Annotated in this window: 8 protein-coding genes; 2 read left to right on the top strand and 6 right to left on the bottom strand. The window is 61.4% G+C overall.

Annotated elements, in window-relative coordinates; translation table 11 throughout:
• Window positions 1-28: 28 nt before the first annotated feature.
• Window positions 29-985 carry an alpha/beta hydrolase gene (locus FQ187_RS24180; RefSeq protein WP_149631403.1) on the top strand — a complete coding sequence of 319 codons (957 nt, stop codon included), beginning with the start codon at window positions 29-31 and terminating at the stop codon, window positions 983-985.
• A 67-nt stretch (window positions 986-1,052) separates the two neighbouring features.
• Here the strand turns inward: FQ187_RS24180 and FQ187_RS24175 are convergent, their stop codons facing one another.
• The 5 genes from FQ187_RS24175 to pvdM all read right to left on the bottom strand — a co-directional run bounded on the left by FQ187_RS24175 (window position 1,053) and on the right by pvdM (window position 9,093).
• On the bottom strand, window positions 1,053-3,530 hold the full coding sequence (locus FQ187_RS24175) for a TonB-dependent siderophore receptor (protein WP_149631402.1): 2,478 nt from the start codon (window positions 3,528-3,530) through the stop codon (window positions 1,053-1,055).
• A gap of 130 nt (window positions 3,531-3,660) precedes the next feature.
• Window positions 3,661-5,310: a cyclic peptide export ABC transporter gene (locus FQ187_RS24170; RefSeq protein WP_149631401.1), complete on the bottom strand. Its 1,650-nt coding sequence runs from the start codon at window positions 5,308-5,310 to the stop codon at window positions 3,661-3,663.
• 98 nt (window positions 5,311-5,408) lie between these two features.
• Window positions 5,409-6,287, bottom strand: a complete 879-nt coding sequence (locus tag FQ187_RS24165) for a formylglycine-generating enzyme family protein (RefSeq protein ID WP_149631400.1) — start codon at window positions 6,285-6,287, stop codon at window positions 5,409-5,411.
• Window positions 6,288-6,432: 145 nt separating this feature from the next.
• Window positions 6,433-7,713, bottom strand: coding sequence for an aminotransferase class V-fold PLP-dependent enzyme (locus FQ187_RS24155; RefSeq protein WP_149631399.1), 1,281 nt, complete (start codon window positions 7,711-7,713; stop codon window positions 6,433-6,435).
• A 30-nt stretch (window positions 7,714-7,743) separates the two neighbouring features.
• Window positions 7,744-9,093 carry a pyoverdine-tailoring dipeptidase-like protein PvdM gene (pvdM, locus tag FQ187_RS24150; RefSeq protein ID WP_149631398.1) on the bottom strand — a complete coding sequence of 450 codons (1,350 nt, stop codon included), beginning with the start codon at window positions 9,091-9,093 and terminating at the stop codon, window positions 7,744-7,746.
• Window positions 9,094-9,289: 196 nt separating this feature from the next.
• On the opposite strand from pvdM, the gene FQ187_RS24145 reads away from it, so the two are divergent.
• A complete protein-coding gene (locus FQ187_RS24145) occupies window positions 9,290-10,909 on the top strand; it encodes a PvdJ/PvdD/PvdP-like protein (protein ID WP_149631397.1) in 1,620 nt (539 codons plus the stop codon).
• 133 nt (window positions 10,910-11,042) lie between these two features.
• Here the strand turns inward: FQ187_RS24145 and FQ187_RS24140 are convergent, their stop codons facing one another.
• A complete protein-coding gene (locus tag FQ187_RS24140) occupies window positions 11,043-12,437 on the bottom strand; it encodes an efflux transporter outer membrane subunit (RefSeq protein ID WP_149631396.1) in 1,395 nt (464 codons plus the stop codon).
• Window positions 12,438-12,444 lie beyond the last annotated feature (7 nt).

The raw sequence follows: 12,444 nt of genomic DNA, 5'->3' as shown, positions 1-12,444 counted from the left end.
GACCTCTTTGTGTAGAAGGATTCGTCCCATGTCCGTGTTGCCAGAACTTGAAGCATTTCTCGAACTCGCCGAGTTCGGCCGGATGACCGGCAAAAGTCGCGCGATGCATGAACAGTCGCCGCAACAGGCACGGCTCGATTTCGAAGCGTCGTCGGGGTTTCTCGATGTGCCGCTGGACAGCGTTGCCTGCGAGGACTTCACCATCGCCGCTCGAGATGGCCACAGCCTGTCGGCAAGGGTGTATCGCGATGGGCAAACGGTCGATGGGCTGCAACCGGTGGTGTTGTATTTCCATGGCGGTGGCTACGTGGTCGGCAGTCTCGATTCCCATGATGCGCTGTGTCGGCGGTTGGCCTCCCAGGGCGGTTTTGCCTTGTTGACGGTGGATTATCGCCTGGCGCCGGAATGGCGATTCCCGACGTCGGTGCAGGATGCCTGCGATGCGGGGAACTGGCTGGTGCGCGAGGGCGCGGCACATGGCCTGGACGCAACGCGAGTGGCCGTGGCCGGTGACAGCGTGGGTGCGACGCTGGCGACGGTGATGTCGATCATGGCCGTGCGTGAACCTGAGGAACTGGCGTTGAAACCGAAGGCGCAACTGTTGGTGTACCCGGTGACGGATGCCACGACCAAGCGCGCGTCGCATCGGGATTTCGCCGAGGGTTATTTGCTGGAGACGCCGACGCTGGATTGGTTCTATGCGCATTACGGGCGCACGCCGCAGGATCTGGCTGATTGGCGGTGTTCGCCGTTGCTGGCGGAGGATCTTTCGGGTGTGGCGCCGGCGTTGGTGTATTTGGCCGGGCATGATCCGTTGCATGACGAAGGGCTGGCTTATGCGGATCGGCTGCGAACGGCGGGGAATGAGGTGACGTTGCTGGAACAGCCTGGGATGACCCATGACTTTCTGCGTATGGCGGGGTTGTTGGGGGAGGTGGAAGGGATTCATGCGGACGTGGCGGAGTGGGTGCGTTCGCGGCTTTGAATGTAGCCATAAAAAATGCCCGTATCTCGCGATACGGGCATTTTTCATTTCAGCTCAGCTCAGCCACTCAGAAATCATACTTCGCGGTGATCTGCAGGTTACGCGGCTCGCCGTAGAACGTGGTACCGAAGTTGCCCAGGCCGGTCAGGTACTTCTTGTCGAAAACGTTGTTGGCATTGGCGGTGAAGCTCAGGTGCTCGTCGTACTGATAACGGGTCATCAGGTCCACCAGGGTGTAGCCACCTTGCTTGAGCATGGTGCTGCCGCCCTCGCCACCGCCCACGTCGGGGCTGTAGCTCTGGCCGTAAAACGCGCTCTGCCAGCTGACACCGCCACCGACGGTGAACTGGTCCAGCGCGCCGGGCAGACGGTAAGTGGTGAACGTACGAATCACATGTTCCGGTTTGCTGGTGGCCAGCGGGAAACCGAAGATGCGTTGTTCGTCTTTGTCACGAGTGCGGGCGTAGGTGTAGCCCGCAGACACGTTCCAGTCCTGAGCCAGTTCGCCGGCCAGTTCCAGTTCCACACCATTGGTGGTGGCGCCGGAAGCTGCTTTGTAGACGTCCCGGCCGGTGTCCGTGTCGGTGGTGACGTATTGGGCGACGTTGTCCTGCTCGATGCGGAAGAAGGCCAGGCTGGCGTTCAATCTGCCTTCGAAGTAGGCCGCCTTCAGGCCGGTCTCGTAGCTGTCGCCTTCAACCGGCTCCAGGGTCTTGCCGCTGGCGTCCTGGTAGATTTGTGGCTGATAGATGCTGGTGTAGCTGGCGTAGACCGAGTAAGTATCGTCGAGGTCATAGACCACACCGGCGTAAGGCGTGACGACGCCATGTTCCTTATAGCTGGCGTGCGTGTCGGCTAGGCCGGCGCCCGGATAGTAGGAGTAATCCTCGTTGTACTTATAGGTGCTTACACGGCCGCCGAGGATGAACGACAGGTCGTCGGTCGGACGCAGGCGCGTGGCAAGGTAAGCGCCGTTCTGGCTTTGGGTGCGCTCGTACTTGCCGTTTTTCGGGAAGTCCTGTTTCGCCAGGTGGCCTTCCCAGTCAAAGATGCTGCCTGTCACCTGACCGAAGGCGCTGGAGTCGAAAGTTGAACCGGTCTGACGGGAGTGGGAGGCCATGAAACCTGCCACCAGTTCATGCTCGCGACCGCCCAGGCTGAATGGGCCCGAGACGTTCACGTCAGCTGTGTTCTGCACGCGATGGCCTTCCCAGCGACCCCAGTAAAAGAACATGCCTTCGCCGGTGGCGCGGTCCGGGCTGCCACCGCTGGCCGAGGCCAGTTGGGTGTCGTGATCGGTGGTTTTCTGGTCGAAGCTGGCCTTGAATTTCCAGTCATTGGCCAGCGCTTGTTCCAGCGATGCGAAGTAAGTGGTGCTGTCGAAATCACGACGGCTCCAGTCGGCACCCGGGTTGAAACTGCGAGAGAAGTCGGTGCGGCCGCCGTCGGAGAAGTACGGCGCGTTACCGGTCCAGGAGCTGCCGCGCGGGGTGGCACTGGACTTGTCGACGCCCAGGGTCAACAGGGTGTCATCGGTCAGGTCAGCTTCGAGGATGCCGTAGAACAGGTCTTTCTTCTGGCTGTAGTGGTCGATGTACGAATCTTTATCCTGGTAGGCGCCCACGAAGCGGCCGCGCACGCTGCCGGTATCGTTCAGCGAACCGGAGATGTCGCCTACGGTGCGGTAGTTGTCCCAGGAACCGGCGGTGGCGCTGACCGAGGCCTTGAAATCCTTGGTCGGTTTCTTGCGCACCAGGTTGACGGTGGCGGACGGATCGCCCGCGCCGGTCATCAGGCCGGTTGCGCCTTTGATGACTTCGATACGGTCGAGGCTGGCGGCGTCGTCGCTGTTGTTCGGGTTTTCACCGTAAACACCGTCGTACGGAATGTTGACGCCGTCGTACTGAAAGTTGGTGATGGCAAAGCCACGGGCGGAAAACTCGGTACGGTCGCTGTCGTACTTCTGCGTCGAGACGCCCGGCGTGTTGCGCAACGCGTCGGCGACGCTCGTCACACCCTGATCGTCCATCTGTTGACGGGTGACCACGGTCACCGATTGCGGGGTTTCGCGAAGGGTCAGCGGCAGCTTGGTCGCGGTGGTGGTGGCGCCGGTGGTGTAGGAACCGGTGTCTTCAGTGGTCAGGCCCAGGGCCTGGCCGGAAATGGTGGTCGCACCCAGTTGCAGGCTCGAGCCGCCACCGGATACCAGGGAGACGGTATTGCCGCTGATCTGGAACGAAATGCCAGTGCCTTTCAGCAGGGCGGCGAGGGCGTCGGACGGTTCCAGCGAACCGGACACCGCGCGAGACTTGATCCCTGCAACCTGATCCGGGCTGTAGAGAATTTGCAGATTGGCCTGCATGCCCAGCTCGGTCAGCGCGTTGGAAAGTGATTGACCTGCAATGTTCACTTTCACAGGTGCAGCATTGGCCATCGAGCTCCCCAGCAAGGTGGCGGTCAACAGTACGCTGGTGAACAGGGTGCGATGCAAAGTCGGGCGCTGTACGGCCAGCGCGAGAGGTGTGCGGCGTGTTTGAGGTCGCATTACTTACCTGAGCTCCTGAAAAAGTGTTGTGCAGAGTTTTTGTTAATAGGAATGATTATTAGACGCAGCGCGCACGTAAAACCGGAAAGAAACCGGAGAAATAAATTCATGAAGGCCGCGGTTTTCTGTTTCAGGCAGGAGCCAGCTCGGTGACGACCCGTCCGCTTTCCATGCGCACCAGTTGGTCCGCCACGTCGAAATAACGGTCATCGTGGGAGATCACGATGATGGTCTTGCCCAGACGTTTAAGGTCCGGCAGCAACTCGGTGTAGAAAATCCGGCGGAAGGTCGGGTCCTGGTCGGCTGCCCATTCGTCGAACACCAGCACCGGACGTTCCTCCAGCCAGGCATTGACCAGGGCCAGGCGTTTGCGCTGGCCGGTGGAGAGGTCGGTGGTGGTGAAGTGGCCGTCCTTGACGCTGACCTTGTGCGCGATCTCCAGCCGTTGCAGGTATTTGTTGGCCTCTTCGGGGATGTGCGTATCGCCCTGGACCACATCATCGAACAGGTAATAGTCGGCAAAAATCGTGGTGAACAACTGGCGATAGTCATCGCGGTTCTGCGCGTCGATCGCCTCGCCGTTGACGCGGATTTCGCCCTGTTGTGGTGTGTACAGGCCGAGCAGGAGTTTGATCAGCGTGGTCTTGCCGCAACCGTTCTCGCCGACAATAAAAGTGATGTCGCCTTGCTTGATCGTCAGGTTCACCGGCCCGAGCTGGAACGGTGCAGCACCTTCGGCAGCCGGGAAGCTGAAACGTACATCGGCCAGTTTCAGTTCGTGCACCGCTTGCTTGACGTTGCCTTTATCGCTCAGTAGCAGATGAGGTTCGGGAGTAGAAAACTGCTCCGACAATTCGGCGATGCGGCGGAAGGCGATCTGCGCGCGGCTGACGATCGGCAGGGTGCTGATCAAATGCTCCAGCGGGCCTTTCATGTAAAGCAGCACCAACACAAAACCGCTCATCACGGTTTTATCGGCACTCGGCCAGAAGGTTTGCAGGGCCAGGGCCAGGCCGATGACGACGAAGAACAGCATCGAGCCGAAGGTCTTGGCGATCACGAAGGTGTTAATCGAACGCACCTGGGTGTTGCAGATGAACTCGGCCGTAGCCTTGATGCCCGAGACGAACATGCGCTGGCGGCGTGGGCGATGAATGCGCAGTTCCTTGGCGCCTTCGGCAATCGCGTTGTAGTGCTTTTGCAGTTCATCTTCGGCCTCACGGGCGGCCATGAAACCCTGCACCCCTTTGCTCTGGGCGTAGGCCTGAATAGCGGTGCCGATCAGGATGGCGGCGACCATGATCAGGAACATCGGCCACGACAGAAGGGCCAGGTAGCCCATGCAACCCAGGGTCACGGTGACGGAAATCGCCAGCGGCGCGAAGGCGAAAGCGAAGTCGCTGATGGTGTCGACGTCGTGGGTCAGCACCGGGATCAAACGGTGGCTGCGATAGCGCTCGATTTGTTCGATCGGTGCCGAGAGGACCTTTTCACCCAACTGTTTACGCAGCTTGGCGATGATGTGCTGGCCGACATAGTTGGTGCCGATGTCCGAGCAGATCGAACTGGCCAGCGCCAGCAGGCACAGACCGGCGAACAGGGCGACAACGCCTTGGGTCAGGCCGGTGTCCGAATGCAGGGCGTTGTTGATGGTCGCCAGCAATACCGTGACGCTCAGGCCGCCGACCATGCCCAGGAAAATGGACGCGGCGACGATGAGCCGAAAGGGTTTCAACAGGGCGAACAATTCGCCGATGGCGCCACGGGTAGGCTGGGTCATGGAAGACAGTTCCTTGGGTCGTGAAGGCAGATACCCAGTAGAACGTCTGGTGGGAGGCTTAATTTAGCGGGGTGCCGACTGACGGAACAGCGTGCGGCTTAAAGGTCGCGCACGATGCGCAATCCCATCCAGTCACCACGCTCTTGCGGGTACTGGCTGTTGCGGTTGCCGGAGCGGGAGAACACCGGCGCTTCGCCCCAGTCGTTGCCGCGAATCCGCACGGCTTCGCATTGGGGCTCGACCCAGGCGCTGCCATCGGTGGGGGCACCGACGTAATCAGGGTGTTCGCAGTCTTCTACCCATTCGTAAACGTTGCCATGCATGTCGTACATGCCAAAGGCGTTCGGCGGGTAGCTGCCCACTGGCGAGCTGAAGCTGTAACCGTCCGCCGGGCCATAGGTGTTGGCGTGTTTGGCGATGCTGTATTCCTTGCCCTCATCGAACGGGAAGGGGAACGGCCCTTTGCTGCCGCCGCGCGCGGCATATTCGCGTTGGGCTTCGCTGACCATGTGGTACTTCTGCCCGGTCTTTTTCGACAGCCAGGCGACGTAGTTCTTCACGTCATCGAAGTTCATGCACACCGCCGGCTGGCGCGGACTTTGCGGATAGCGCGGCTTGCTGGCGACGCACTCGCGACCCGGCCGGGTGTCGCCATTGGCGATGGTCACGCCACTCTCGCGCACGTAGCTGTCCCATTCACCGGCAGTGACCTGGAAGCGGCTCATGGCGAACGGCTTGGCGAAGGTCACGTCATGCATCGGACCTTCATCGGGTTCGCGCCCGACTTCATCATCAGGGGTGCCCATGGTGAAGGTGCCGGCAGGCAGCACGACCATTTCCGGGCAGTCTCGGCAGTCTTTGAACACTTTGCCCGGTTGCGCGGGCGCGGCAGCCTGGGCGGTGGTCGACAGTAGACCGGCCATGAGGGCGGTCAGGGCGAGTGCCTTGAGCGGGCGGGGTAACAGATCACTGTTCATGCGTCATCTCGATTAAAGAAAAGCGGGGTGTCACGCTCGGTCCAATGTGGGAGCGGGCTTGCTCGCGAAGAGGGCGTGTCAGTCGACACCCATGTTGACTGGCAGTCCGCATTCGCGAGCAAGCCCGCTCCCACAGGGTTCAGCATCACGCGATCTTGCTCAGCAGCGCCATGAAACGGTCGATATCGTTTTCGGTGTTGAGCAGGCCGGGGGCGATGCGGATCACCGGGCCTACGTCGCGGTCCACCGAGTCGCAGACCACGCGGTTTTCCATCAGATGGACGGCGACTTTTTCGCAGTCGCGATCCTTGATTCGGAAGAAGGTAAAACCGGCCGACAGGTCCGGGCTTTTTGGTGTCACCAGTTCGATCTGCGGGTGCTCCAGCAAGCGGTTTTTCGCATAGGTATTGAGCGCGTGGATGCGCGCCTGGACCTCGGCCTTGCCCAGGTCCAGGTGCAGCTTGAAGGCTTCGTCCAGGGCCCAGCGATGCTCAAAGCTGTGATAGCCGCCGGGGGTCATGATGGTCGAGAAGGTGGTGGCTTCGGAGAACGTCGGGATGGTCGGCGTCACGTCCTTGAGCTCGGTCGAACGGGCGCAGATGATCCCGGTACCGCGCGGGCCGAACATCCATTTGTGCGTGCCGGCGATGAAGAAATCGCAGTGCATGTCGGGGAAGTCGAGGTCCTCGACGCCGAAGCCATGGACGCCGTCGACCACATACAGGATGCGGTCCTTTTCCTCGCGATGGCGGTTCTGTTCCTCCACCAGTTTGCCGATTTCGCCGATCGGCAGTTTCACGCCGCTGCCCGATTGCACCCAGGTCATGCCGAGCACTCGGGTTTCAGGGCGAATGCCTTTGGCAATCGAGCCCAGCACTTCGTCCACGGAAATGCTGTGACTGTTCTCGAACAGCTTGAGCTTGCGAACCTTGACCCCGTCCTTTTGCTGGCGATATCCCAGCGCATAGTTCGTCGCGTAGTGTTCGTGTTCGCTGGTGAGGATTTCCTGATCGGGGCGCACATGAATGCCGCCGTAGATCAGCGAAAGACCTTCAGTGGTGCTGCCGGTGAGGGCGATCTGCTCGGGCTTGGCCTTGAGGTAACGGCCGGCCCAGACGCGCACTTCCTGCTCGCGTGTTTCGGTTTCCCCCAGGTCCCAGTCCATGGCCCGACCGGGGTTGCGGTCGAGGTTGGCGCGGTGCAGGTCGATCGCCTCACGCACCGGTCTTGGGTGTGAGGTCACCAGAAAGTTGGCGAAGTGCAGGTAATCCGGGTCCTGATTGAACATCTGGCGTAGTTGCGCCCATTTATCCTTCGCCAGCGGCGCCGCAGTGGCGGCCAGCGCCGGCAGGTTCACGGCAGCACCCAGGGGCAGGCCGGCCGCGAGAATACCGGCCTGCTTGAGGAATGAACGACGGTTGGTCATGAGTTCGGTTCGCTTTTGCAAAAGAGGGGATCAGTTTTTCGCCACAGGCTTGGAAGACTTCTGCACCTGGTCCCAGACCCGCAGGAAGTTGCCGCCCCAGAGCTTGGCGATATCGGCTTCGCCATAGCCGCGACTGATCAGCTCGGCTGTCACGTTGCGGGCCTCGCTGACATCCTTCCAACCGTCCAGACCGCCGCCGTCGTTGAAGTCGGAACTGATGCCGACGTGGTCGATGCCGATTTTCTTCACCGCGTAGTCGATCGCGTCGCCGTAGTCCTTGAGCGTGGCTTTGGGCTCCTCGTCGACGATGGCATAGAGCTGACTGGCGTACTCGCCGAAGCGTTGTTCGGACCAGACTGTGATCACCGGATCCCCCGGCATCAGCGCCATTTCCAGGCCTTGCAACGGTTGCAGGTCGAAGCGTGCGCGCAGGGCGTTGAGTTTGTCCTGGGTGGCCTGGCTGAGCGGGCGGATGTAGGTCGGGAAACCGACAATCTGCACCACGCCGCCGCTGTTCTTGATCAGCTGCATTTCCTGGTCGCTGAGGTTGCGCGGGATGTCTACCACTCCGCGTGGTGCCGAGTGGGACGCGACCATCGGCGCACGGCTCAGCTGGGCAACTTGCTCCAGCGCCTTGGTCGACATCTGCGAAACGTCGATGATCACGCCGAGGTCGTTGAGGCGGTGCACGGCCTGCTTGCCAATCTCCGAGAGGCCGCCAAGGGCGTCGCGGGAATCGTTGAAAAACGGTAACGGCCGGGATGAGTCAGCCCAGGCGTTGTTGCCCACATAGCTGAAGCCGAACATGCGCATGCCACGCGCCGCCCACTTGTCCAGGGCGTTCAGGTCGTTGCCCAGCGGATAGGCGTTGAGCATGCTCATGAAGATCGCGAACTTGCCTTCGCCGTGCAGGCGTCGGAAGTCGTCGGGGGTGTAAGCGATGGCGACTTGATTGGGGAAGTCGCGAACCATCGTGCTGATGATTTTGTAGCGGGTTTCCTGCTCGAACCGTGCTTCGTCGACGAAACCGGCGGTGGGGCGGTGCGGGGCATTGGCGCCGTTCCAGATTTCCGGCCAGCCAAAGATCGTCAGGGCCGCGCCGGACAAACGTCCGCGCCCGGTCTTGACCAGGTCGAACTGCCCGGTGCCGTCCTTGTCGGCTTCATTGCCGGCGGTGCCGAAGTCCAGCGGGACGGTGACGTGGCTGTCGAAGGAGAGGATTCGCTCGTGCAGTTCATCGGCCTGTTTCATCACCTTGGCCGGGTAACCGGGATTGTCCTTGAACCAGTAATCCCAGGCCGCAAAGCCTGCACCGGCGCTGATCGCCAGGGCCAGCGGCAGGCCGATGTAAAGAGCCTTTTTCGAACGTGGTTTTGTCATTGCCGTCTCAGTCAGGTTCGCCGTTGGATGCAGGCACAGGGGCCTTTGCTATCTGGGAAGAACGAGTGGCTGAGTGAGAAATTTAGTGGGACTGATGGCCCCATCGCGGGCAAGCCCGCGATGCTTTTAAATTTGTAGCGGCAACAAACGTTCTAGCTTGGATAAAGCCTGCTTCATGGCTGACACAGGTAGGGCAATGACGATTTCTCGACGATGGTTCATGGCAGGCCTGGCGCTGACCGGCGCCGCCTTGCCTGCGGCTTTTTATGGGCATCGTGAATGGACGAAACCGGATCCGACGATCACCCCCGGCGAAGCGTCATTCGATGTCGCGGATGTCGCTGGCCAGCACTTGGCGAACACCTTGCGCGGTATCTGGCAGATTCGTTTCGAAGGGCCAGACGCTGGCATCGAAGGCCTGCCACGGGACGGGCTGGAGGTGTTTCTCGACATCGGTCACAAAGGTCGTGGCCTGAGCGGGTTCCTCGACACCGCCGAGCGTTTGCGTTCGAGCGAAGAGCCGCGTTATCGGGTACTCGGCGACCTGGCCGGCGCCAAACCGGCGCAATTGAGCTGGCGACTGCTCAGCGCCAACGGCGCAGCGGATTATGAATTCAGCATGGCGCTGGACGAAGTCTGGGCCGGTTTCGGCAACGCCGGCAGCGGCACCCTCAGTGGTCGCGTATTGAACCTGGATCGTCCGTTGATGCTGACGGCCCAGGACAATCGCTTCATTGCCGTCAAACGCATGTTCCCCGAAGCCCGCGAGCGCACCGGTCTCAATCCGACACTGCTGGCCTGGCTGGTGTCTGCGGAGCATCGACTGTTTCACCAGCTCTGGCATGCCTCGCGGGACAAATGGCACACCCTGTCCGAAGACAAGCGCGGTGCCCTGCGTGGCATTGGCTGGCAGCCTGGCCCGCGGGACAAGGAGCGTGATGCCCGTGGCGCGCGCAAGGATCGTAACGGCTCGGGGGTGGATTTCTTCTTCATGCACCGGCACATGCTTGGCAAAGCGCGCTCCCTGCAGGACCTGCCGTCCTGGCAACACTTCCCCTTGCCCCAGCCGGAACTGGCGCGTGATCGCGTTGGGTTCGCCCGTTATTTCGACAACCACGACGGCACTGCGCTGCCGCCGACCTGGCTGGCCGACGACGATGCCGAGTACTCGCAATGGGTCAGCGACATCAAGACCGCCGAGACCTACCACAGCAATTTTCAGGTCTGGGAATCGCAGTACCGCGATCCGCGTTACCTGTCGAAATTGACTCTGGGTCAGTTCGGTTCAGAGGTCGAATTGGGGCTGCACGACTGGCTGCACATGCGCTGGGCCTCGGTGCCGCGTGATCCGTCCAACGGCCAGGCGGTGCCCTTTGCCCGGGATCCGGCAGACTTTTCCGCACGCTGGTATGCGCCGGAAAACGACTTTCTCGGCGATCCGTTTTCGTCTCATGTAAACCCGGTGTTCTGGCATTTCCATGGCTGGATCGACGATCGTCTGGAAGACTGGTTTCGCGCGCACGAGCGCTTTCATCAGGGGGAGGTCAGTCGGCTTGAGGTCAATGGCGTGGCGTGGTTTGCGCCTGGGCGTTGGGTCGAGATCGACGACCCTTGGCTCGGCCCGAGCACCCATGGTTGCAGCACCACGCCGGGGTTACAGACCGGCAAGTCGGTGGAGATGGACCCGGAAACCATGAAGCTGGCGTTGCGGATTACCTTTGGTGATGACCAGAAGAAATTGGCGGATCTGTTCCGCAAGGTGCCGCAGCGGCCTTGGTATGCAAGGCATTTGAAGGCTAAACCGATTACGAGTTAAACAGGTGATACCGCGTTATCGTTCTTCGTCGGAACGCCGCCCGGAGCAAGCCCGCTCCCACATTTGGTCTGTGTACACCTCGGTCCAATGTGGGAGCGGGCTTGCTCGCGAAGGCGGCCTGACAGACGCCGCATTACAACGTCTGCCACCCGCCGCCGAGCGCCTTGTACAACGCAATACTCGCCTGCAACCGCGACAACCGCAGCTGCACATTCAAGTCCTGCGCCGCATACAGCGTGCGCTGTGTCTCCAGCACCGTCAGCAAATCCTCGGCACCGGCCTGGTAACGGCTTTGTGCAATGTTGAACGCCGTCTGCGCCTGGTTCAGCTCTTCACCTTGCCACTGCCGCTGTTCGTCCAGACCGCGAATGCTGTTCAACGCTTTTTCCACATCGGCGAAGCCATTGATGATCGCCCCGCGGTACGTCTCCAGCAGTTCTTCCTGGCGGGCCGTGGCCTTGTCGCGCTCGGCGCTCAGGCGACCATTGTTGAAGATCGGTGCGAGCAGTCCGGCGGTGAGGTTGTAGAAGGGGTTGCGCAGGACGTCGGCGGCGCGGTCGGCACCGGAGCCGATTTCTGCACTCAGGGTCACGGCCGGGAGCATGGCGGCGCGGGCGACAGTGACGTTGGCTTGTGCGGCGGCCAATTGCGCTTCGGCGCGGGCGATGTCCGGGCGTCGGCTGATCAGCGCGCTGGGCAGGCCAGCGCCAATGGTCGGCCATGACAATTGATCAAAGCGTTCCTGACCCAGAGACAACTCCTGCACCGGCCGGCCGAGCAGGGCGGCAAGGCTGATCTGTGCGTCCTGAGCCTGTTGCTGCACCAGTGGCAATTGCCGCTGTTGCGCGGCGACCAGGCTCTTCTGCTGCGCCAGTTCCAGCGCGGTTGCCGAGCCTGAGTCAAAGCGCGTCTGCACCAGTTTCAATACATTTTGCGCGTTCGCCAGATTCAGCTCTGCGATGCGACTTTGCTCACGCAACGACAAGCTTTGCGCGTAGCTGTTGGCCACGCCGCTGAGCAGCGTCAACTCCACCGTCGCCTGATCGAATTCGCTGGCCTGCAAGCCGAATTGCGCACTGTCGCGGGAGGCGCGTTGGCCGCCCCAGAAGTCGACTTCGTAAGTGGCGGTGAGGTTGGCGTTAAAGTAATCGACGGCCTTGTTGTCGCCGTCGGCATCGAGCTGGCTGTAGCCGTTGCCGCGCAATAGTTTCTGCCGATTGGCGTTCAGGCCGGCCTTGACCTCCGGCAGCCGCGTGCCGCCGGCAATCACCGTGTCGGCCTGAGCCTGGCGCACCCGAGCGATGGCGGCGGCCAGGTCGTAACTGCCGACCCGCGCCTGTTCGATCAGGCGATCAAGCTCCGGGCTGCCGAACTGCGTCCACCATTGCAGGTTGCTGCGAGTAGCGCTTTGAGTGTGTGGCGATTGCCAGGCAGCGGGCGGCTGGAGGCCGCTGTCCGGGCGCTGGGCGGGACTGCCGCACGCGCCGAGCAACAGGCAAAGGGTCAGCAGGCTGAGTTGCGGCTTCATAGATCGA

It is taken from the genome of Pseudomonas sp. ANT_J28 (genome assembly GCF_008370005.1).
Classification (GTDB): domain Bacteria; phylum Pseudomonadota; class Gammaproteobacteria; order Pseudomonadales; family Pseudomonadaceae; genus Aquipseudomonas; species Aquipseudomonas frigoris.
The sequence above is the reverse complement of the archived record's forward strand: the minus strand, read 5'-3'. Positions and strand labels throughout refer to the sequence as shown.

What these genes read in the sequence shown, in the direction of transcription:
- FQ187_RS24180 (WP_149631403.1), top strand. Translation starts at nt 29, where the DNA reads ATGTCCGTGTTGCCAGAACTTGAAGCATTTCTCGAACTCGCCGAGTTC.
- FQ187_RS24175 (WP_149631402.1), bottom strand. Translation starts at nt 3,530, where the DNA reads ATGCGACCTCAAACACGCCGCACACCTCTCGCGCTGGCCGTACAGCGC.
- FQ187_RS24170 (WP_149631401.1), bottom strand. Translation starts at nt 5,310, where the DNA reads ATGACCCAGCCTACCCGTGGCGCCATCGGCGAATTGTTCGCCCTGTTG.
- FQ187_RS24165 (WP_149631400.1), bottom strand. Translation starts at nt 6,287, where the DNA reads ATGAACAGTGATCTGTTACCCCGCCCGCTCAAGGCACTCGCCCTGACC.
- FQ187_RS24155 (WP_149631399.1), bottom strand. Translation starts at nt 7,713, where the DNA reads ATGACCAACCGTCGTTCATTCCTCAAGCAGGCCGGTATTCTCGCGGCC.
- pvdM (WP_149631398.1), bottom strand. Translation starts at nt 9,093, where the DNA reads ATGACAAAACCACGTTCGAAAAAGGCTCTTTACATCGGCCTGCCGCTG.
- FQ187_RS24145 (WP_149631397.1), top strand. Translation starts at nt 9,290, where the DNA reads ATGACGATTTCTCGACGATGGTTCATGGCAGGCCTGGCGCTGACCGGC.
- FQ187_RS24140 (WP_149631396.1), bottom strand. Translation starts at nt 12,437, where the DNA reads ATGAAGCCGCAACTCAGCCTGCTGACCCTTTGCCTGTTGCTCGGCGCG.